At 71.1% G+C, this 21,180-nt stretch carries 15 protein-coding genes; 11 read left to right on the top strand and 4 right to left on the bottom strand.

Going from position 1 to position 21,180, the window contains the following annotated elements; genetic code table 11:
* The first annotated feature begins 92 nt into the window (after positions 1-92).
* The 3 genes from IZR01_RS04010 (at position 93) to IZR01_RS04000 (ending at position 2,480) form a co-directional block, all read left to right on the top strand.
* A complete protein-coding gene (locus tag IZR01_RS04010; protein WP_194892457.1) occupies positions 93-572 on the top strand; it encodes a cupin domain-containing protein in 480 nt (159 codons plus the stop codon).
* Between the two features lie 98 nt (positions 573-670).
* Positions 671-1,090, top strand: a complete 420-nt coding sequence (locus IZR01_RS04005; protein WP_194892456.1) for a YciI family protein — start codon at positions 671-673, stop codon at positions 1,088-1,090.
* Positions 1,091-1,181: 91 nt separating this feature from the next.
* Complete coding sequence (locus tag IZR01_RS04000; protein ID WP_194922921.1) at positions 1,182-2,480, top strand: RNA polymerase sigma factor; 1,299 nt, start codon at positions 1,182-1,184, stop codon at positions 2,478-2,480.
* Positions 2,481-2,519: 39 nt separating this feature from the next.
* Here IZR01_RS04000 and IZR01_RS03995 read toward each other — a convergent pair whose 3' ends face one another.
* Positions 2,520-3,137: a class I SAM-dependent methyltransferase gene (locus tag IZR01_RS03995; protein WP_194892454.1), complete on the bottom strand. Its 618-nt coding sequence runs from the start codon at positions 3,135-3,137 to the stop codon at positions 2,520-2,522.
* A gap of 50 nt (positions 3,138-3,187) precedes the next feature.
* Here IZR01_RS03995 and IZR01_RS03990 point away from each other — a divergent pair, with 50 nt between their 5' ends.
* Both IZR01_RS03990 and IZR01_RS03985 read left to right on the top strand, forming a co-directional pair.
* Complete coding sequence (locus IZR01_RS03990) at positions 3,188-5,413, top strand: acyl-CoA dehydrogenase family protein (protein WP_323746902.1); 2,226 nt, start codon at positions 3,188-3,190, stop codon at positions 5,411-5,413.
* 29 nt (positions 5,414-5,442) lie between these two features.
* Positions 5,443-6,636, top strand: coding sequence for a lipid-transfer protein (locus IZR01_RS03985; RefSeq protein WP_194892453.1), 1,194 nt, complete (start codon positions 5,443-5,445; stop codon positions 6,634-6,636).
* A gap of 4 nt (positions 6,637-6,640) precedes the next feature.
* On the opposite strand, the gene IZR01_RS03980 is transcribed toward IZR01_RS03985, so the two are convergent.
* Together IZR01_RS03980 and IZR01_RS03975 are read right to left on the bottom strand one after the other, a co-directional pair.
* Positions 6,641-7,816, bottom strand: coding sequence for a serine/threonine-protein kinase (locus IZR01_RS03980; protein ID WP_194922920.1), 1,176 nt, complete (start codon positions 7,814-7,816; stop codon positions 6,641-6,643).
* Positions 7,817-7,909: 93 nt separating this feature from the next.
* Complete coding sequence (locus tag IZR01_RS03975; protein ID WP_194922919.1) at positions 7,910-9,097, bottom strand: ROK family transcriptional regulator; 1,188 nt, start codon at positions 9,095-9,097, stop codon at positions 7,910-7,912.
* A gap of 224 nt (positions 9,098-9,321) precedes the next feature.
* On the opposite strand from IZR01_RS03975, the gene IZR01_RS03970 reads away from it, so the two are divergent.
* From IZR01_RS03970 to IZR01_RS52970, 4 genes are all read left to right on the top strand, one after another.
* The gene (locus IZR01_RS03970) at positions 9,322-10,728 is read left to right on the top strand and encodes an ABC transporter substrate-binding protein (protein ID WP_194892450.1); all 1,407 of its coding nucleotides are present in this window, start codon (positions 9,322-9,324) and stop codon (positions 10,726-10,728) included.
* Between the two features lie 2 nt (positions 10,729-10,730).
* Positions 10,731-12,158 (top strand): ABC transporter permease subunit, encoded by a 1,428-nt coding sequence (locus IZR01_RS03965; protein WP_194922918.1) that lies wholly within the window; start codon positions 10,731-10,733, stop codon positions 12,156-12,158.
* On the top strand, positions 12,155-13,042 hold the full coding sequence (locus IZR01_RS03960) for a carbohydrate ABC transporter permease (protein WP_194892448.1): 888 nt from the start codon (positions 12,155-12,157) through the stop codon (positions 13,040-13,042). Before IZR01_RS03965 ends, IZR01_RS03960 begins: the two co-directional genes overlap by 4 nt.
* A 101-nt stretch (positions 13,043-13,143) precedes the next feature.
* Positions 13,144-14,229 (top strand): ABC transporter ATP-binding protein, encoded by a 1,086-nt coding sequence (locus tag IZR01_RS52970; protein WP_194922917.1) that lies wholly within the window; start codon positions 13,144-13,146, stop codon positions 14,227-14,229.
* 19 nt (positions 14,230-14,248) lie between these two features.
* Here the strand turns inward: IZR01_RS52970 and IZR01_RS03950 are convergent, their stop codons facing one another.
* Positions 14,249-14,728 (bottom strand): GNAT family N-acetyltransferase, encoded by a 480-nt coding sequence (locus IZR01_RS03950; protein WP_194922916.1) that lies wholly within the window; start codon positions 14,726-14,728, stop codon positions 14,249-14,251.
* A 74-nt stretch (positions 14,729-14,802) separates the two neighbouring features.
* On the opposite strand from IZR01_RS03950, the gene IZR01_RS03945 reads away from it, so the two are divergent.
* Both IZR01_RS03945 and IZR01_RS03940 read left to right on the top strand, forming a co-directional pair.
* The gene (locus IZR01_RS03945) at positions 14,803-18,066 is read left to right on the top strand and encodes an FtsX-like permease family protein (protein ID WP_194922915.1); all 3,264 of its coding nucleotides are present in this window, start codon (positions 14,803-14,805) and stop codon (positions 18,064-18,066) included.
* Positions 18,066-20,876 (top strand): hypothetical protein, encoded by a 2,811-nt coding sequence (locus IZR01_RS03940; RefSeq protein WP_194922914.1) that lies wholly within the window; start codon positions 18,066-18,068, stop codon positions 20,874-20,876. The genes IZR01_RS03945 and IZR01_RS03940 overlap by 1 nt, the downstream gene beginning before the upstream one ends.
* The last annotated feature ends 304 nt before the right edge of the window (positions 20,877-21,180 follow it).

Raw genomic sequence — 21,180 nt, 5'->3', positions numbered from 1 at the left:
TCGCCCGGGTCGACTGTGATTCCGACTTCGGACAGACTACGGAAGCGGGGTAATGATCACATCCGCCGAAGTACTCAGGAAGGGTTGCGTCTATGTCCTATCCCGACCCGCGCTACTTCGCCGACACCGGCGATGTTAGCGCCACGTTCCGCCCGGCCGACGCCGAGCCGGAGATCGCCTTCGCCTCCGGCGGCACTTGCAGCCTGCTGTCCACCTCGGACAGCTCCGACGGCTTGTACGGGCTCTACCGTTGGGACTTCGCCGCCGCACCGAGTGGTCCGGGTACTCATTTCCACAAGACGATGAGCGAGGCGTTCTTCATCCTGAAGGGCGCGGTGCGCCTGTTCAACGGTGAGAAGTGGGTGGAGGCGACGCCCGGCGACTACCTGTTCGTCCCGCCCGGCGGGCTGCACGCGTTCCGCAACGAGTCCGGCGAGCCGGCCTCAATGCTGCTGATGTTCGCCCCCGGCGCGCCGCGTGAGAACTACTTCCGCGGGTTGGTGGACGGGTTGCAGAACACGATGGGTCAGGCGTTCTTCCTGGAACACGACCAGTACAACGTGCAGGACTGAATCTGCTGCCGCAGGCGTGTCGATCCGCCGCGGTCCCCGTTCGACCTATGGGTGAACGGGCCCGGACGGGGCCCGGAGGAATCGCTAGGAGACCGACCATGAAGTACATGCTGATCTTCCGCGCCGACGACACGGCGCTGGCGTCGATGGGCCAGACCGACTTCGGCAAGATGATCGAGACCGTCGGGCAGTTCAACGACGAGCTGATCCGCGCCGGCGTCCTGCTGGCCGCCGAGGGGCTGGCCGAGCCGGACGACGGCGTGGTCGTCGACTACTCCGCCGAGCCGCCGATCGTCACCGACGGCCCCTACGGGGAGACCAAGGAGCTGTTCAACGGCTTCTACATCCTCAACGTGGCCTCGAAGGAGGAGGCCGTGGAGTGGGCCAAGCGCTCCCCGATCACCGGGCCCGGGTTCAAGGCCGAGATCCGGCGGGTGACCTCGATCGAGGAGATGCCGCAGGACAACGAGTGGATCAAGAAGGAGCGGGCGTGGCGCGAGGCCACCGGGCAGCTCTGAGCGCGATGGTGGGGCCGGGATCGGGCTCGGGTTCGCACGCGGGGCGGGGCTCGCGTGCGAACCGGGCTGGTCACGTCAACCGGAGCCGGTCGTGACCGAACCTGCCGCGCCGGAACCCGCCGGCCGTGCCGCCGTGGCCGCGGTCTGGCACATAGAGTCCGCCCGCATCGTCGGCGCGCTGGCCCGTTACACCGGCGACTTCGCGCTGGCCGAGGACGTGGCGCAGGAAGCCCTCGCCGAGGCGCTGGTCACCTGGCCGCGCGAGGGCGTCCCGCGCCAACCGGCCGGCTGGCTGCTCACCGTCGGCCGCCGCCGCGCGATCGACCACTTCCGTCGGCACGCCGTCCAGGACCGCAAGTACGCGGCCCTGGCTCAGGAGCTGGGCGAGGGTGGTGTGGCCACCGGCGGCGCGCCGAACGATCCGGCGCGCGATGGCGGTGAGGTGTTGTGGGACCCGGACCAGATCGACGACGACCTGCTGGCCCTGATGTTCGTCTCCTGTCATCCGGTCCTGTCCCGCGAAGCCCGGGTGGCCCTGACGCTGCGCGTGGTGGGCGGCCTGACCAGCGACGAGATCGCCCGCGCGTTCCTGGTGCCGACCGCGACCGTGCAGGCCCGCATCACCCGCGCGAAGAAGGCGCTGGCCGCGGCCGGCGTCCCGTTCGAGGTCCCGCCGCCGGAAGAGCGTGCCGAGCGGCTGGGCTCGGTCCTGACCGTGGTCTACCTGATCTTCACCGAGGGCTCCTCAGCCAGTGCCGGCGACGCCCTGATCCGTCAGGACCTGGCCGGCGAGGCGCAACGCTTCGCCCGCATGCTGACCCGCCTGGTGCCGGACGAACCGGAGACCCACGGCCTGCTGGCCCTGCTGGAGCTGACGGCCGCCCGCTTCCCGGCCCGTGTCGCCCCGGACGGCGAGCCGGTCCTGTTGGCCGACCAGGACCGCCGCCTGTGGGACCACGCCGCGATCCGGCGCGGCCGCGCGGCGCTGGCTCAGGCCCGCCGCGGCGAGCGCGGCGTGGGGGCGTACGGCTTGCAGGCGATGATCGCCGAATGCCACGCGGTCGCGACGTCGGTCCAGGACACGGACTGGGAACGGATCGTCACCCTCTACGACGCCCTCGGCCGCCTGACCCCGTCCCCGGTCGTGGAGCTCAACCGCGCGGTCGCGGTCTCGATGGCGCGCGGACCCGCCGCCGCACTGGCGCTCGTGGACGAGTTGCAAGGTCCGCTGGCGAACTCGTATCTGTTGTCCAGCGTGCGCGGCGAACTGTTGATCCGGTTGGAGCGCTTCGCGGAGGCGCGCACGGAGCTGGAACGCGCCATCAAGCTGTGTGGGAACGAGCGGGAGCGGGCGGTGCTGGAGGGCAAGCTCGCCGCTCTCGATGCATAGCGCGCCTAAAGTCGGATAGGACCTAAAGACGCATAGCGCCTAAACCCGTCGCAGCACCCTGAGCGACCCGGTCACCGACTCCTCGACGAAGTCGCCCGACTCCAACGCCCGCAGATAGACGCGATACGGCGCCTGACCGCCGTCCGCCGGGTCCGGGAACACGTCGTGGATGACCAGCACGCCGCCCGGCGCCACGTGGTGGGCCCAGCCCTCGTAGTCGCCCCCCGCGTGTTCGTCGGTGTGGCCGCCGTCGATGAAGACCAGGCCGACCGGGGTGTTCCAGAGCCGCGCCACGACCGGGGAACGGCCGACGATCGCGACCACCCGATCCTCGACCTCGGCCTTGTGCAGGGTGCGGCGCATGGTGGGCAGGGTGTCCATCAGGCCCACTTCGGGGTCGACCAGCTCCGGGTCGTGGTACTCCCAGCCCGGCTGCTGCTCCTCCGAGCCGCGGTGGTGGTCGACGGTGACCACCACCCGGTCCGCGGTGGCGGCGGCCGCGGCCAGGTAGATCGTGGACTTGCCGCAGTACGTGCCGATCTCCAGCAGGTCGCCGATCTTCGCGGCGCGCTCGGCCGCCTCGTACAGGGCCAGGCCCTCGGCGGGCGGCATGAAGCCGGGGGCGGCTTCGGCGGCGGCGCGCAGCTTTTGATCCATGGCGTCACTCTATCTTCCGAATAACTGAAACGTGTTCTACTATCCGCCACGTGGCTTCAGTGACCGCCGGAATCGGCTCCATAGGGATCACCAGTGAGCACCGCGACCTCGCCGAGGCGGTCAGGGGGTGGCTGGCCCGGGCCGTGCCGCCGGCCGCCGTGCGCGCGGCGCTGGACGCCGAGCAGGAGGAACGGCCCGCGTTCTGGGCCGAACTCGCCAAGCAGGGGCTGCTCGGCAACCACCTTCCCGAGGACGTCGGAGGCGCGGACGCCGGGCTGCTGACGCTGGCCGTCGCGCTGGAGGAGACCGGCCGCGCGGCCACCCCGGGACCGTTCCTGCCGACGGCGATCGCGAGCGTCTTCCTGGCCGACAGCGGCGGAAAGGCCAACGCCGACGTGCTCCGCGGCATCGCCGACGGCAGCACGACGGCGGCCGTCGCGACGGATCCCGGCACGCTCGTCGCGGAACCCGTGAACGGCGGCTACACACTCGACGGTTCGGTAGAACCGGTTATCGGTGCGGCGCTCGCCGACTGGCTGCTGCTCACGGCTCGCCGGTCCGACGGCTCCGACATCCAGGCGCTCGTCCCGGCCGCGGAGCTGGATATCAGCCCATTGATCTCGCTGGATCGGACCCGGCGGGTGGCGAAGGTCGGCGCCGAAGGCGTCTTCGTCCCGCGCGACCGCGTCATCATCGGCGCCACGGACAGCCTCGACCGGACCGCGGCGCTGCTCGCCTCGGCCGAAGCGGTCGGCATCGCGGACTGGTGCACTCGTACCGCCGCCGAGTACGCCAAGGTCCGGGTCCAGTTCGGCAAACCGATCGGCCAGTTCCAAGGCGTCAAGCACCGCTGCGCGAACATGGTCGCGCGCATGGAGCAAGCGCGGAGCGCGGTCTGGGACGCCGCCTTCGTCGCCGGATCCGGTATCGCCGCTCAGGATGTAGAAGCGGCCGAACCCACCGAACTCCCGATCGCCCTGGCCGCCGCGCTGGCGCTCGAAGCCGCTGTCGAATGCGCCAAGGACTGCATCCAGGTCCTCGGCGGCATCGGCTTCACCTGGGAGCACGACGCCCACGTCTACCTCCGCAGGGCCCTGACTCTGCGCCAGGTACACGGCTCGACCAGCCGCCGGCTGGCCCGTGTCGCCGAACTCACCGCCGCCGGCCGCCGCCGCGAACTCAAGATCGAGCTCCCCGCGGAAGCCGACGCCTACCGCACAGCCGCCCGCGAAGCCTTCGCAGCCGTCCAAGACCTGACGCCCGCCGAGCAGCGCAAGGCGCTCGCCGCCACCGGCTACGCCGCCCCCTACCTCTCCAAGCCCTACGGCCTGTCGGCCGGCCCGGTCGAGCAGATCGTCATCGCGCAGGAGCAGGCGGCCGCGAAGGTGAAGCTGCCGGATCTGATCATCGGCAACTGGGTGGTCCCGACGCTGGTCAAATACGGCACCGACGAGCAGCGCGAGCGGTTCGCGGCGCCGACCCTGCGCGGCGAGGTCATCTGGTGCCAGCTGTTCAGCGAACCCGGGGCCGGCTCCGACCTCGCCGCGCTGACCACCCGCGCCACCCGGGCCGAGGGCGGCTGGCGGCTGGACGGGCAGAAGGTCTGGACGTCGGTGGCGAACTTCGCGCAGTGGGCGATCTGCATCGCGCGTACGAGCCCTGACAAGCCCAAGCACGAGGGCATCACTTACTTCCTGGTCGACATGTTGTCGCCCGGCGTGGACGTCCGGCCGCTGCGCGAGATCACCGGCCAGTCGATGTTCAACGAGGTGTTCCTGGACGGCGTGTTCGTCCCCGACGCTCTGGTGGTCGGCGAGGTGGACGGCGGCTGGCCGCTGGCTCGCAACACCCTGGGCAACGAGCGCGTCTCGCTGGCCTCCGGCCCGGTCCTCGGCGGCTCGCTGGAGGGCCTGCTCAGCTCGGTCGCCGCGCGGGACGAGCTGGATCCGGTGCTGGCCCAACGGCTCGGCGCCCTGGTCTGCCAGGGCCAGTCCGCCGCACTGCTGGGCCTGCGGACCACGCTGCGCCAGCTGTCCGGGATGGAGCAGGGGCCCGAGGCCAGCATCAGGAAGCTGATCTCGATGAAGCTCGCTCAGGACGTCGCCGAACTCGGCCTGGACCTGCTCGGCGCCGCCGGTGCCACCGAAGCGGCGGGCTCCGCCGCCGGCTGGACCCAGGCCTTCCTGTCCAGCCGCTGCCTGACCATCGCCGGCGGTACCACCGAAGTGCAGCTCAACGTGATCGGCGAACGGATCCTGGGCCTGCCCCGCGACTGAGACTGAACTCTGATGAAGGAGATACGACAGTGAACAAGGTCTACGTCGTCGGCGTCGGCATGACGAAGTTCGAGAAGCCCGAGACCCGGCAGTGGCGCTACTTCGACATGGCCCGCGAGGCCGGCACCGCGGCGCTGGCCGATGCCGGCGTGCGCTACGAACAGATCGAGCAGGTGGCTGCCGGCTACGTCTTCGGCCCCTCGACCTGCGGGCAGCGCGCCGCCTACGAACTCGGCCTGACCGGCGTGCCGGTCTACAACGTCAACAACAACTGCGCCACCGGCTCCACCGCGCTGATGATGGCCGCGCAGTGGGTGGCCGGCGGGCTCAACGACTGCGTGCTGGCGCTGGGCTTCGAGCAGATGAAGAAGGGCGCGCTGGGCGGCGGCGTGAACAACGACGACTTCGCCGCCTCACCGGTGGCCCGGCACTACACGCTGATGGCCGACCTGCACGGCTTCGAGCCCACGCCGCCGACCGCGCAGATCTTCGGCGACGCCGCGCGCGAGCACATGGACGAGTACGGCACCACCGCCGAACAGCTGGCGATGGTCGCCGCCAAGAACCACCGGCACTCGGTCCACAACCCGAACGCCCAGTTCCAGGACGAGTACTCGGTCCAGGACATCCTGGACGCCAAGGAGATCCACCGGCCGCTGACCAAGCTCCAGTGCTCGCCGACCTCCGACGGCTCGGCGGCGGCGGTCGTGGTCAGCGAGCGCTTCGTCGAGCAGCACGGCCTGGCCGATCAGGCCGTTGAGATCCTCGCCCAGGCCATGGCCACCGACACCGCCGAGGCCTTCGACACCCGCAGCTGTATCGACGTCGTCGGCCGCCCGATGAGCCGGGACGCCGCGCGCAAGGTCTTCGACGCCTCCGGCCTCGGCCCGGACGACCTGGACCTGATCGAGCTGCACGACTGCTTCTCCATCAACGAGCTCATCACCTACGAGGCGCTGGGCCTGTGCGGGGAGGGCGAGGGCGGCAAGCTGGTCGCCGACGGCGCCACCACCTACGGCGGCCGCTGGGTGGTCAACCCCTCCGGCGGCCTGATCTCCAAGGGCCACCCGCTGGGCGCCACCGGACTGGCTCAGTGCGCTGAGATCAACTGGCACCTGCGCGGCCAGGCCGGTGCCCGCCAGGTCCAGGGCGCGCGCGTGGGACTGGCGCACAACGTCGGGCTCGGCGGCGCGGCCGTGGTGACGCTGTACCGGAAGGCCTGAGCCGTCACGGGTTGGAGGCCCCCACCACCATGAACACGAGCAGGAGCATGCACCCTACCCAGGCCATGATGATGAGCACCTTGACCGGGGCCGGCAACGACCGACGCCGATAAGCCGGGATACCTGTCGAGTAGGGCGGTGGGTACATCACCGGATAGTACGGCTGCTGCTGGACCGGGACCGGGAACTGCGGTTGCTGCTGGGGGTTGAGCACGAGCATCGGCGGCGGCTGAAGGAAGGACGCGGCGGCGGGATCGCCCTGGGACATGAACGGCGGCGGTTCCGATTGCTGGGCCGCGCTCGGATACGGCCGCGGCATCCCGACGGCCCTCGGCCCGCCGTCGGTCTGCCGCGGCCGCTCCCACTCCGGCAGCGCCTCGGCGCCCGGCGCCAGCATCGCGAGCAGATCCCGGTCGCGCGGCCGGTCGGCGGGATCGGCGGCCAGGCAGCGCTGGATGACGCCCCGCAGCTCCGCCGGCACGCCCGTCAGATCAGGAGCCTCATTCACCGTGCGCAGCAACAGCGTCGCGGCCGATCCGGTGCCGTACGGACCCCGGCCGGTGGTGGCGAACGTCAGCAAAGCGCCGAGCGAGAACACGTCCGCCTCCGGCCCGGTGCGCCGGCCCTCGGCCTGTTCCGGCGCCATGTAGCCGGCCGAGCCCATGATGAACCCGGACTCGGTCAGCTCGGCCAGCGCGTCCGAGCGGATGACGCCGAAGTCGATCAGCCGCGGGCCGTCGGCGGCCAGCAGCACGTTGCCCGGCTTCACGTCCCGGTGCACCAACCCGACACGGTGCAGGTCGGCCAGCGCCTCGGCCAGGCCGGCTCCCAGCTTGCGGACCTCGGGCAGCGGCAATGGCCCGGCGTCGATGACGCGCTCGCGCAGTGAGGGACCCTCGATGTAGGCCGAGGCCAGCCACGGCCGCTCGGCGTCCGGGTCGGCGTCCAGCACACCGGCGGTGAAGGCGCCCGAGACCTGGCGCGCGGCGTCGATCTCCCGTCGGAACCGGGCCCGGAACTCCTCGTCGTCGGCCACTTCCAGCCGTACCAGCTTGACCGCCGCCAGCCGTCCGCTCGGCGAGCGCCCGAGGTAGACCACCCCCATGCCGCCGGATCCGATGCGGCTGCGGATCTCGAACGGCCCCAGCCGGTCCGGGTCCCCCGGTTGTAGCTCTCGCATCGCTCGATTCCCCCGCCCCCGCGAAACGCACTGCGTCCGATCACGCTATCAGCGCTCTGCTCAGCCAGGACCCTGAGTCGTCCCGTTCCGCGCTCAGGAACCCATGGCCGCCAACAGCTTCTCGTCGGTCTCGCCCAGCACCATGGCCACCGCGCCCAGCGCGCACGCCTGCGGCCCCAGCGCCCCGACCTGGATCGTCAGCACGTCGCCGGCCAGCGGCAGGGAGGCCGCGGCGGCCGCCTCGCGCAGCGGGCCCATCAGCAACTCGCCCGCGGCGGCCAGGGCGCCGCCGATGATGACGCTCTGCGGGTTGAGGATGTTGCCGAGCATGCCGACCGCGCGGCCGGCCATGGTGCCGGCGTCCGACAGGGCCCTGATGCAGCCGCGGTCGCCCTGCCAGGCCATGGTGATGACGTTGCGCAGGGTCAGGCGGTCGCCGTAGGTCGGTTCCAGCGCGCGCATCACGACCGGCAGCCCAACGAACGTCTCCAGGCAGCCGCGGTTGCCGCACCGGCACAGCGGCCCGGTGGCGTCCACCACCAGATGCCCGATCTCGCCGGCGCCGCCGTTGACGCCGCGGGCCAGCTGTCCGTTGGAGACGAAGGCGCCGCCGACCCCGCCGTGCAGCTTCATGTAGACGAACTCGTCGTAGCCGCGCGCCGCGCCCCAGCGCCGCTCGGCCAGTGCGCCGAGCTTGGTGTCGCCGTCGGCCAGGACCGGCAGGTTCAGCCGGCCGCCGAGTTCGACGGCCACCGGGATACCGGCCCAGGGCGAGGGCATGCCCGAGGAGGGGACGCCGCGTCTGGTGTCGAAGGGCCCCGGCACGCTCACCCCGACGCCGAGGATCCGGCTGGGATCGGTGCCGGCCTCGTCGATGGCGCCGCGCACCAGATCGGCGGCGACGTCGAAGGCCGCCCCGGGGTCGTAGCCGACCGGCAGCCGCACCGATTTCGCGATCCGCACGGCGTGCGCCACGTTCGCGATGATCACGTGCACGTGCCGGTACCCGAAGTCGACGCCGATCGCCTCGCCGCTGGCCGGGTTCAGCATCACCGCCGCACCCGGCCGCCCGGCCCCGCCGCCGGCCGGCGTCAGCTTCGCCTCCAGCTCCACCACCAGGTCGTCGGCGACCAGCGTGGCGATGATCCCGGAGACCGTCGAGCGGGACAGCCCGACGTGCCGGGCTATGTCGGCGCGGCTCATCGTCCCGCGCTCGCGCAGCAGCCGCACCACGGCCAGTCGGCTGCGGTCGGCCCGGGACTCCCGGACAGGCGTCCTCATGTTCTGAAGGATGCTGCGATGGGCCGCGATTAGTCAAGGGCCAAACAAATAGGGGGGTTGCGGGGGTGGTTAGTTCGGTGGAATTTGTTCGCGCATCACGGAATCGCAACATGCTTGACGCCTTCATTTCGTCGCCCCTACGTTTCCGGCATCACCGCCACGCCTTGAAACCCCGCCTTAATAACGACAGGTCCCTCACTCGAGTTGATGAAAGAAGGCTGATCATGGGCGCACGCTCGCACCGGTCCGTCACGGCGGTCGCCGCCGTCGGACTGGCCTCCGGCCTGGCACTGGCCGGCTGCTCCTCCAGCTCCTCCAAGCCGTCGGCGGGCTCCTCGAACTCCTCGGCGGCCACCTCCGCCTCGGGTTCGGCGTCCGGTTCGGCGAGCGGCGGCAGCACGGCCCCGGGTCCGGCGCTGCCGGACCTGTCCGGCAAGTCGATCCAGGTGCTGGCCGAGTGGTCCGGCACCGAACAGCAGGACTTCCAGAAGGTGATCGACGCCTTCACGGCCAAGACCCACGCCAAGGTCAGCTACCAGGGCGCCGGGGACCAGACGGTCACCGTGCTGCAAAGCAAGATCGCCGGTGGCGGGGCCCCGGACGTGGCGCTGATCGCCGCCCCCGGCGCGATCACCGACCTGGCCAAGGCCGGCAAGCTCACCCCGCTGTCGGCCGACGTGCAGTCGACCATCGACGCCAACTTCGACCCGGGCTGGAAGAAGCTCGGCACGATCGACGGCAAGTCCTACTCGATCATGTTCAAGGCCGCGGACAAGGGCACCTTCTGGTACAACACCGCCGCCTTCCAGCAGGCCGGCATCCAGCCGCCGACCGACTGGGCCGGCTTCCTCAAGGACTGCCAGACCCTGTCCGACGCCGGCATCACCCCGGTGTCCGTCGGCGGCGCGGACGGCTGGACCCTGGCCGACTGGTTCCAGAACGTCTACCTGTCGCAGGCCGGACCGGACATGTACGACAAGCTCTCGCACCACCAGATCCCGTGGACCGATCCCAGCGTCAAGCAGGCGCTGACCACGCTCGGCCAGCTCTTCGGCAACGACCAGTTCCTGGCCGGCGGCAAGTCCGGGGCGTTGCAGACCTCGTTCAACGACTCGGTCACCAACACCTTCAAGACCCCGTCCAAGGCGGCGATGGTGTTCGAGGGCGACTTCTCCTCCTCGGTGATCACCAGCACCACCTCGGCGAAGCTGGGCACCGACGCCAAGTTCTTCCCGTTCCCGGCCGCCGGTTCCACCGCGAACTTCGTGCAGGGCTCCGGCGACGCGGCGGTCGCGCTGAACGGCAACCCGGCCACGATGGCCTTCATCCAGTTCCTGGCCTCCCCGCAAGCCGGGTCGATCTGGGCCCAGGCCGGCGGATTCCTCTCGCCGAACAAAAACGTCCCGGCCTCGGCCTACCCCGACGACATCACCCGCGCCGAGGCGGCCCAGCTGACCCAGGCCGGGCCGAACTTCCGGTTCAGCCTGGACGACCTGTCCCCGGCCGGGTTCGGCGGCACCAAGGGCGCCGGCGAATGGGGTGACCTGCAATACTTCCTCGGCCACCCGACCGACGTGGACGGCACCGCCGCGAAGCTGGAGGCCGACGCCGCCAAGGTGACGTGGTCCTAAGCATGGATGAGCCCCTGTCCGCCGCACCCGCCGCCGGGGCCGCCCCGGCGGCGGGCCCGCCGGCCCCGAGCGGTCCCGGTCCCGCGCCGCACCTGTTCTCATCGGCCGACCACGGTCGCAGCCCCCTGCGAATACCGGTCCGGGTGCGGGCCGGGTTCCTGATCCCGGCCGCGGTCATCCTGGCCGCCATCATCATCTGGCCGGCCGTCGACTCGGTCTGGCTGAGCCTGCACAACCACGACGGCTCCAAGTGGGTCGGCCTGCACAACTACAAGACGATGTTCACCGACTCAGCGACGCTCACCGCGCTGAAGAACAACGTCATCTGGGTGGTGTGCGCCCCGACCATCGCCTGCGCGCTGGGCCTGATGTTCGCCCTGCTGGCCGAGAAGATCCGGTGGTCGACCGCGTTCAAGGCGGTCATCTTCATGCCGATGGCCATCTCGTTCCTGGCCGCCGGCGTCATCTTCGAGCTGGTCTACCAGCAGGACCCGAACCAGGGTGTGGCCAACGCGGTCGCGGTCGGGGTCCACGACACGTTCGCGAAGTCCTCGCAGTATCCCGGCGCGCGGCCCCGGCCGAACGAGGGCACCGAGGCCGGCGGCGGCGCCTTCAACACGGTGCACACCTACCAGGCCGGTTCGGTTGTGACGGTGCCACTGGTCGGCCTCCAGGCCGCCTCGTTGCCCGGCAAGGCGGCGCAGGCCGCGGCACCGAGTGCGGCGCCGGCCCCGGACCAGATCGAGGGCACCGTCTGGCTGGACATCATCTACGGCGGCGGCGGTAAGCCGGGCAGCATCGACCCCGGGAAGAAGGGCATGCCCGGGATCTCGGTCAAGGCGATCGACGCCGCGACCGGGAAAAGCGCTGGATCGGCGTCCGCGCACAACGACGGCACCTTCACCATCAAAGGCCTGAAACCCGGCGCCAGCTATCGGCTGGAGCTTCCGGGCAGCAACTTCGCCCAGCCCTACCGGGGGATCCAGTGGCTGGGGCCGAGCTTGGTGACGCCCGCGATCATCGCCTCGTATCTGTGGATCTGGGCCGGGTTCGCGATGGTGCTGATCGCCGCCGGCCTGGCCTCGATCCCGCGGGAGTTGCAGGAGGCGGCGCGGGTCGACGGCGCCAACGAGAGACAGATCTTCTGGCGGGTGACGGTGCCGCTGCTGGCGCCGGTGTTGCTGGTCGTGCTGGTGACCCAGGTCATCAATGTGCTGAAGGTCTTCGACCTGGTCTACGTCATCGCGCCCGGATCCACGCTGCCGAATGCGAACGTGCTGGCCGTGCAGATGTGGAACGTGTCCTTCGGCGGCGGCCAGGACCAGGGCCTGGGCAGTGCGATGGGCGTGTTCCTGTACGCGCTGGTGCTGCCGGCCATGTACTTCAACATCCGCCGTCTGCGCAGAGAGAAGAAGGAGGGAGGACGATGAGCGTCACGCGCCCCGTCGCCGTGCCCGGCCGGGTCCCCGCCGGCACCCGCGTCGCCAAGCGCCTCACCGGCGGCGCGTGGTACCTCGTCGTCCTGCTGGTCGGCGTCATCTGGCTGATCCCGACGCTGGGGCTGTTCATCAGCTCTCTGCGGAAGGCCTCCGACATCAGCGACAGCGGCTGGTGGACGGTCTTCACGCATCCGGCGCAGATCACCTTCAAGGACTACTCGAACCTGTTCGCCAACAAGGGGATCATCCAGTCGCTGTGGAACACGGTGCTGATCACCGTGCCGGCCACGGTGCTGGTGGTGTTCCTCGGCGCGCTGGCCGCCTACGCCTTCGCCTGGATCGACTTCCGGGGCCGGGACTGGCTGTTCGTGGTCGTGGTCGGGCTGATGGTGGTGCCGATCCAGGTGGCGCTGCTGCCGGTGGCCGCGCTCTACCGGAACCTGCACATCTTCGGCACCATCCTGGGCGTGGTGATGTTCCACGTCGGCTTCGGGCTGCCGTTCGCCATCTACCTGCTGCGCAACTTCTTCGCGGCGATCCCGCGCGAACTGCTGGAGGCGACGCGAATGGAGGGTGGCAGCGAGTGGACGATCTTCCGCAAGGTGATCGTGCCGCTGGGGCTGCCGGCCATCGCCTCGCTGGCCATCTTCCAGTTCCTGTGGGTGTGGAACGACCTGTTGGTGGCGTTGGTGTTCTCGAACGCGAAGACGCAGCCGCTGACGGTGGCGTTGCAGTCCAACATGAGGCAGTTCGGCAGCAACATCGACATCCTCGCGCCCGGCGCGTTCCTGTCACTGTCGGTGCCTCTCGTGGTGTTCTTCGCTTTCCAGAGATACTTCGTCCAAGGACTCATGGCGGGCTCGGTCAAGGGCTAGGGCTAGGGCTAGGGCTAGGGCTAGGGCTAGGGCTAGGGCTAGAGCCAGCCGTCCTCCCACCCCTCCCAGGCGACGAATCGAAGGCAGGAGAAGGCGCAACCGTGGCGGACGTCCGTTTCCTCGACGCCACAAGGGTGTTCCACGGGGCCTGGCGGCCCGCTGTCGACGGCGTCAGCCTCGATGTCCGCGACGGCGAGCTGCTGGTCCTGACCGGCCCCTCCGGCAGCGGCAAGACCACGCTGCTGCGGATGCTGGCCGGGCTGGAGCCGATGGACCGGGGCAGTGTGCTGATCGGCGGCAAGGACGTCGGGCGCACCGCCCCGGACAAGCGCGGGGTCTCGATGATCTTCCAGGGCTTCGCGCTGTTCCCGCACCAGAGCATCCGCGAGAACATCGCGCTGCCGCTGACCATGCGCAAGAACTCGGCGAAGTCGGCGGCGGCCCGGGTGCAGCAGGTCGCAGAGCTCTGCGGCATCGCGGACCACCTGAACAGCAAACCGGACTCGGTCGGCTACGACGTCCGGCAGCGCGCCACGATGGCCCGGGCGATCGTGCGCCGGCCGGGTGTGGTGTGCCTGGACGAACCGCTGGCCGGCTCGGGCGTGCCGCTGATGATGCGCGGCCGCTCGCCGATCGCGGCGTTACAGCGCGAACTGCGCATCACGACGCTGTACGCGACCTGCAGTTCGATCGACGCGTGGTCGATCGCCGACCGGATCGCGGTCCTGGACAGCGGCCGGGTCCAGCAGCTCGGCACCCCGGCCGAGGTGTTCGACAAACCGGCCACCATCGCGGTGGCGCAGTTCCTCGGCCAACCCGGCATGAACCTGGTGACCGCTGCCGTCGCCGACGGCGTGGCGCGCATGGGCGGCCTCGCGGTGGCCCTCACCTCAACGCAAGCCTCAACATTGACCGGCCACCGGGTGGTGATCGGCATCCGCGCCGAGGACTTGGCGATCGGCGCCGAGACCGACGGCATCCGCGCGACGACCGTCCTGGTCCGCGACACCGGCCGCGACTACCTGGTGACCGCCCGCATGGTGGTCGACGGCGAGGAGAGCGACCTCGTGGTGCGGCACGCGGGCGGGCCGGTGCCGGCCAAGGGGGAGAGCGTGGTGCTGGGGGTGCGGGCCGGGGCGGCGCTGCACTTGTTCGACGCGGGGAACGGCGTGCGGCTGCCGGACTGAGGGCCCAGAGGCCAGCCTCTCAGCCGAAGACCCAGTGGTTCGAGGAGAACGGCTTTCCGGCGAAGGTGATCTCTTCGGGGCCGAGCAGCTGGAAGCCCAGTGCGCGGCAGATGCCGTTCGAGGGGCCGTTGGCCACGCCGGGGAAGGCGTGGACCGGGCCCCAGCGGCCGTCGGCGTGTGCCGCGTCCAGCACCACGCGGACCGCTTGTTTCGCCAGTCCCCGGCCCTGGTGTTCGGGCAGGACCATCCAGCCGATCTCGGAGAACGTGCCGCTGTCGCCTTCGTGCTGCCAGAGCGTGACCGTGCCGGCCACGGCTTCGTCGACGACGATCATCTTGATCCAGGAGATGTCCGCCTCGGCCTCGTCGACGTCCTTGGCGACTTTGGCGTCGATCTCCTCCCGGGGCCGTGCTCCGCCGAGCTCGGCCATCATCGCCGGATCGCAGCGCATCCGCACGTAGGCGTCGACATCGGTGAGTCGGACATCGCGCAACAGCATCTAAGCTCCCTGTCTTGATCACCGTTGGATAACGCCCGCAACCCCCCACTCGCCGGGACTCGTCGTTAACAAGCATGACCGCACCCCGTCTCCTGCTCCGCCGGGCGGTACACCAGCGTGCCATGCTCGCCGCCGCGGTGGCGGTGCTGACGCCGGCGCTCATCCTGGTCACCCTCATCGGTTTGCACGCTTCGGCGGTGCGGACGGCTTCGGTGCGCAGCGCGCTCCAGGCTATGTCGCCGGACACGCGGACGGTGCGCGCGGTCTACGGATCCGGGACCGAGTGGCGGGCGACGCCCGATCAGCGCACCGCGTTCTTCGCGCAGCTGCACGGACGGGTCGCCGCCGCGTTCGCCGGGGTCGGGGCGCAGGTGGACACCACAGTCGTGTCCGGGCCGTATGTGCTGCTCGATTCGGGCCTTTCCAGTACCGATTCCGTCGCGTTCTGGTCCAGCGACGCGCTGAAGGACAAGGCGCGGCTGGCGCGGGGGCAGTGGCCGAGTGCGGCCGCGTCGTCCGCGGAAGGGTTTCCGGCCGTCGTCTCCCAGCAGACTCTCGCCGGCCACCACTGGAACCTCGGCGACACGGTCCGCACCCGCTCCGGCTGGGAGGCCACCAGCAACCTCACGTTCCGCATCGTCGGCGTCTACCAGCCCGCGGACCCCGCCGACGTGTTCTGGCAGCACGACGGGGATCAGGCCGCTGTCTTGGTCGACCCCTCGGTCACCGCCCGCCCCGACACCGTGCTGGCACAAGCCGCCGTCGCCGCGACCCCCGACTCCGCCGGCTTCCCGGCCGGCCGGCTCCCGCAGTTCGCCGGTCAGCTGGCGGCCTTCGACGCCTGGGTCCCGACCACGTCCTCCCCGGACGGCGACTTCGCCGCGTCGATCGAGGACCCACTCGCGCCGCGGATGAGCGCGCTGGTCGGGGTGACGGTGGTCAGCGTGCGCCTGGAGTGGCTGGTGGCCGCGGAGCTCGGAGTGCTGTCGGTGGCCGCTCTGGCCCAGATCGCGCAGGCCCTCGCCGACCGTCGGCACGCCATGGACGGCCTGCTCCGCGCTCGCGGCTCCTCCATCCGCGCGCTCGGGAGGGTGCAGATCGTCGAAGGCCTGGCCCTCGCGCTGCCCTGTGCGCTGCTGGCGCCGTGGGCGGCCCGCTGGCTGGAGCGGCGGATGGGAGCGACGTGGGCGCACGGGGATTCCGGGGTCGCCGGCGCTCTGGACGGTGCGGACCGTATCCAGACCGCGCAGTGGGTGGTCGCCCTGGTCGGCGCGGTGCTGGCCGCGATCCTGCTCGGCTCGGTCGGCACGCGCTCGGCCCTCACCTACAGCACCGTCGCCCGCGTCCGTCGCCGCTCCACGCTGCGCAGCACCTTGCAGCGGGCCACGATCGACCTCGCGGTGCTGGCGTTCGCGCTTGCCGCGCTGTGGGAACTGTTCCAGGCCGGTGACGACGCCTCCCGCACCGGCGCGCTGCCCTGGCCGCAGGTCGTGGCGCCCGCCGTCCTGCTGTTCGCCGGGGCGCTGATCGCTCTGCGGCTCCTGCCGTTCATCGCCGCCCCGGCCGGCCGGTTCGCCGCGCACGGCAAGGGCGCGCTGGCCGCGCTGGTCGGCTGGCGCCTCGGCCGAGCCGCCCGGACCCAGGCCCTTCCGATGGCGCTTCTGGTCGTCGCGGTGGCGATCGGCGTGCAAGCCAGTGTTCTGCTGTCCTCGGCCGACCGCTCGGACGCGGACCAGGCCGGCTTCGCGGTCGGCGCCGACGTGCGGGTCGCCGGGCTGGTATCCACCGGACCGCAGACGCTCCACGCGCTGACGACCACGCCTGGTACCGGCAAGGGATTCGCCGCCCTGCGCGCCCCCTACCGCATGGTCCGCGCCGATCAGGCCGCCACGACCGATGGCCTGGACGAGACCACGCCGACCGCCGATGTGCTGGGTCTGGACCCGGCCCGTTCCGACGGCGTCCTTGTTCTGCGGAACGACCTGGCGGGCGGCAAGAGCTGGCCGCGAATCAGTCCTCTGCTGACCGGCGACGGCTGGGACGCACACGGCTTGGTCGGGGTCTCACTGCCCGGCACGCCGACCCGCTTGTCCGCGGACCTCACGTACAACCCCGGTACCGGCGCCAGTTGCACGGACGGTCCGCTTCAGGTGACCGCGCACTTCACCGACGCCTACGGCTTCCCGGGCTCGGCGGTCCTCGGCACGATCGCCGCGCCGGACGGTCTTGTTCACACGCTGTCCGGGACGCTGATCGGCAGCGGTGAGAACGTCGCCTACCCGATCAGCATCAGTGCCCTGTCGGTTACGTCCGCCACAGTGTGCCCGATCGGTCGCGTGAGCGTCGGCGCGCTGCACGCCGACAGCCGACCGGTGAGCATCCCGGCCGGCGTGGTTTTCGCGGCCCCCGCCGTGTCCACCGACGCCGACCTCGCCGCCACCGACGCCGACGTCAAGAACGGCCCCGCCGCGCAGCCGCTGGAGTTCCTGGAGCTCACCAAGACCGGCAAGCCCGGCCCGCTGATCGTCCCCGCGATCGCCACTGAGCACCTGCTGGCCGAGCTGGACAAGCGCGTCGGCGACACCTTCGCCACCGGGGCCTTCTCCCAGCCGGTGATCCTGCGTTTCGTCGCCTCGATCGCGGCCGCTCCCGGGTCCGCCGGCGGCGGCCAGGACGCGCTGATCGTGCCGATCGGCCTGCTGGACCGCGAGGCGGAACGGGCCGCGGCCGGTCCGGGCCAGGCCGGGCAACAGCGCGCGCCACTGAGCGGCCAGTGGTGGGCCGACACGGCCGGTGGCGTCTCCGCGCCCAGCCTCGCCGACCGGTATCGCAGCACGCTGACCGGCGCGCACCTCTCGCAGCCCGCGACCGTCGACGATCGGGCGAGGCAGCAGAGCGCGCTGCGGGACTATCCATTCGCCGCCGGGTTCAGCCTGACGCTCAAACTCGGCTCGATCGCGGCACTCGCATTCGTCCTGCTCGGCCTGGCCTTGCACACCGTCTCCACGCTGCGCGAACGGGCCCGCGAACTGGCGGTGCTGGACGCGCTCGGCCTGACCCGGCGCCGTGCCGCCCTCCTGCTGCTGGCCGAACAAGCCGGCGTCGCGCTGCTCGGCGCACTGGCCGGGCTCGGTCTGGGCGACCTCGCCCTGCGATCGGAGTTCAAGCTCATGGTGTTCACGCCCTCCGGCGCTCCGCCGACGCCGCCGCCGGTCCGCGTCTACGACTGGCCGACGCTGGGCTTGGCCGGGGCGGCCGCGGCGGTGTTCGGGGCGCTGGCCGTGCTGCTCACCTATGCGCTCAGCGAGCGGGCCTCGTTCCGTGCGGAGGCGAACTGATGCGGCGGTCGCGGTGGTGGGCCCAGACCTCGCGGGTGCGTGGCGCGCTGGTCCTGTTGGCCGTCTTCGGTGCGGCCACGGCCGCTACGGCGGCAGCGGTGCCGTACCAGATCAGCCGCTCCGACCGGGCGATCGTCAACGACTCCGTGGGCGGCGCGAGCAGCCTGGACCGCGATATCACGCTGATCGCTCCCAGCACTGACCAGTACAGCAACGACTTCCTGAAGTCCGTCGCGGCCCAGTCGCGGGCCGCCATGGCGCCACAGCTGTCGGCGCTGTTCAGTGCGACCGATATCAGCGTCGTGAGTTCCGGCGAGTATCCGATCATGGAGCCCGACGGGCCGTTCAAGGGGCCGAACAACCAGTTCGTGCACCTGCGCGAGGCCGCGGTGCTCGGCTATGAGAACCACGTCCGCTTCGTCGAGGGAGCAGCGCCTAGCGCCCCCAGCCACGTCACCTTCACCAACGGCAATCCGCCGTCCGCCTTGGTGACGGAATCGGCGGCGATCAGCAAGGCCGCCGCAGACTCCCTCGGCCTGCGGGTCGGATCGGTAGTGAGCACGGTGGGCGGCTTCGCGGGCGACGGTCATGAGGTGATCCGGTACACCATCACCGGCATCTATGTCTCCGAGAACCCGTCCGACGATGCGTTCTGGCGCTACGCCAACTACGCGCAGGGCCTGGGCCTGGGCTCCATCTGCGGCTCGGACGTTCCCGACATCGGCTACGTGCCCGACCCGAAGTGCGGCCAGCCGCCGGCTATCTGGCGCGTTGATCTGCTGGTGTCTTCAGTCGCCGACGTGGACGCGGTGGGGGTGATTCCGGGCACCGGCCAGAACAACACGGAAATCGAGTACGTGGCCGATCCGTCGCGGGTCCAGGTGTCGGGCCTCGCGGCGTTGCAGGACGCGGTGCACAGGTTGGTGGTCGGGGGATCGGGGCTGAGCTTGCGGGACCCCGACGGCCACGCGTTCCCGCTGGCCGCCAAGACCCGGCTCGACGTGCTCGCCGGTCGGGCGCTGACCGTCGAGCGGCAGGCGCGGGTGCTGGACTACGTCGTGCTCGGGGCGGCGTCGGCCGGGGCGCTGGCTGCCTTCTTCCTGATGCTGCGCACGGTGGTCACGCGGCGGTCGGCCGAGATCGTGCTGTGCAAGGCGCGGGGTGCGGGGCCGGCGCGGTTGGCGTCGCGGTTCGCCGCGCAATCAGGGATCGTGGTGGCCGGCTCTTCGGTCGCCGGGGTGCTGATCGCCACAGTTGCCGGAGTGGCCGCGGGCGGATCATTTCGGGCCTGGATCGGTGCGGTGTTGTTGACGCTGGCCGGCTCTGTCGCCGTCCACCTCAGGGTTCTGGCTCACGACGACCGGCCCGGTTCGGCGCGGCGCGAGCCTTCCCAGGCCGATGCCACCGCGCGGATTCCCCGGCTGGTGCGCGACATCGCGGTGCCGCTGGGGGCCGCGGCGGCGGTCGGCATCATGCGGACGCGCGGCGCACGGAACGGATCAGGGTCCTTCGACTGGCTGGCGGTCGCGGCCCCGGCGTTGCTGGCCTTCGCCGCGGCCGTGGTGGTGGTGCGGGCGGTTCCGGTGCTGTGGTCGGTGCCGCTCTGGCTCGCACGGCGCCGGCGCGGGACGCTGACGTTCGTGGCGACCGCGTTGGCCGGCCGGCGGGTGCCGGTCCTGGCCGCGCCGTTGGCCGGGCTGGTCGTGGCCACCGCCGCCGCGACGTTCGCCGCCCGGCTGGATTCGTCGGTGACGCAGGGGGTCCGCGACGACGCGTTGTCCGCGGTCGGCGCCGGGGCCCGGGTCGAGGCGGTCCCGGATCCGTCGACGATCGTGTTGAACAGCGGCGCCCAGGTGTCGCTGCCCGACGGATTCGCCGCGCGGGCCGCCGCCCTGCCGGGGGCCGGGCAGGCGATGAGCGCTTTCGTGGGGCCGGCAGGGATCTCGGGTGTGCCCGCGGCCCCGGCGAACGTCGCGGTGCTGGTGGCCGATTCCGGTGCGCTGCGGGCGCTGACCGACCGGGCCGCCCGCGAGTCGCGGGGACGGTCCGGGCGGGTGCCGACCTACTGGCCGATGACGCCGAGCCGACCCGGGACGGTGACCGCGCTGGTGTCACCGGGGCTGGCGGGGCTGGTCGGGACGCATGCCACGGTGGCGTTGCCGACCGAGGACGTCGAGGTGGACTTCGTCGCCACCGCCGATCTGCCCACCGCGTCGGTGATCGGCGGTGAATACGGGCCCGGATACGTGGTGCTCCCGTCGGATCAGATGGGAGCCAAGGCGGTGAAGCCGAACGCGCTCTGGGTCACCGGCCATCCGGATATCCATGCCCTGCGTACGTTGCCCGGCGTCCGGCCCTACTTCCCGCTGGCGTCCTACGCCCAGGTATCCGCCGCCGGTTATGCCAATGGCCGCACCGCCGCCGCCCACGCCGTGCTGCGCATGGCCGAGCTGCTGTCGGCCGGCTTCGGGCTGCTGTGCCTCGTACAGACGATGGCCGGGACGCGGAGCGCGGCGCGTGACAGCGCTCTGCTACTGCGAATCTATGGTCTTTCTGAAACAGGGGGTCGGCTGCTGGGTCCCGCCGTTACGCTGCCGCTGTTGGTCCTGGCGGCAGCCGGCGGCCTGGCGATGGGGACGGCGCTCGCGCCGCTCCTGGGTGCCCAGGTCCCGGGCGCGCCGAGCGGTGGGTGGCTGGTACCCGTCATCGGCGCGGCGGTGCTGTGCACCGTCGGCGGGACCGCGTTGGAGGCCGCGTCGCGGCGCCGGGAGCGGGTGTCGGTGCGACTGCGCGCGGCCGAGTTCGAGTGACGGATCCTCGGGGGGAAGGAGTGGTCATGGCGCTGTTGTGATGAGACGCGACTGAAGTAGTCCGTCGAAAGAAGAGGGCAGGCAAGGCAACGAGGCCGGCCGCGGGCGAAGCCTTCGCGGCGCGGTGTTGCCTGCGACGGCGGTCGCGGTGGTGCTCTGGGCCCGGGACCCGTGACCCGGAATCAGACGCACGCCGCGGCCGTCGGTCGTGGGGAGTACCCGCACTGAATTCGGGGTATGACTACCGGGTACCATCGGAGGCGGAGATGACGCTGCCCCTGTACCCCAACGCCGCTCCTAGTGA

The organism is Catenulispora pinisilvae, from assembly GCF_015356865.1.
Classification (GTDB): domain Bacteria; phylum Actinomycetota; class Actinomycetes; order Streptomycetales; family Catenulisporaceae; genus Catenulispora; species Catenulispora pinisilvae.
Note: the sequence above shows the minus strand (reverse complement) of the source record. Positions and strands in the feature narration are given on the sequence as shown.

Excerpts from the sequence above, each read along its gene's own strand:
- IZR01_RS03970 (WP_194892450.1), top strand. The coding sequence starts at position 9,322 with ATGGGCGCACGCTCGCACCGGTCCGTCACGGCGGTCGCCGCCGTCGGA.
- IZR01_RS03960 (WP_194892448.1), top strand. The coding sequence starts at position 12,155 with ATGAGCGTCACGCGCCCCGTCGCCGTGCCCGGCCGGGTCCCCGCCGGC.
- IZR01_RS03975 (WP_194922919.1), bottom strand. The coding sequence starts at position 9,097 with ATGAGGACGCCTGTCCGGGAGTCCCGGGCCGACCGCAGCCGACTGGCC.
- IZR01_RS03945 (WP_194922915.1), top strand. The coding sequence starts at position 14,803 with ATGACCGCACCCCGTCTCCTGCTCCGCCGGGCGGTACACCAGCGTGCC.
- IZR01_RS04005 (WP_194892456.1), top strand. The coding sequence starts at position 671 with ATGAAGTACATGCTGATCTTCCGCGCCGACGACACGGCGCTGGCGTCG.
- IZR01_RS03965 (WP_194922918.1), top strand. The coding sequence starts at position 10,731 with ATGGATGAGCCCCTGTCCGCCGCACCCGCCGCCGGGGCCGCCCCGGCG.
- IZR01_RS03950 (WP_194922916.1), bottom strand. The coding sequence starts at position 14,728 with ATGCTGTTGCGCGATGTCCGACTCACCGATGTCGACGCCTACGTGCGG.
- IZR01_RS03980 (WP_194922920.1), bottom strand. The coding sequence starts at position 7,816 with ATGCGAGAGCTACAACCGGGGGACCCGGACCGGCTGGGGCCGTTCGAG.
- IZR01_RS03995 (WP_194892454.1), bottom strand. The coding sequence starts at position 3,137 with ATGGATCAAAAGCTGCGCGCCGCCGCCGAAGCCGCCCCCGGCTTCATG.
- IZR01_RS04010 (WP_194892457.1), top strand. The coding sequence starts at position 93 with ATGTCCTATCCCGACCCGCGCTACTTCGCCGACACCGGCGATGTTAGC.
- IZR01_RS03940 (WP_194922914.1), top strand. The coding sequence starts at position 18,066 with ATGCGGCGGTCGCGGTGGTGGGCCCAGACCTCGCGGGTGCGTGGCGCG.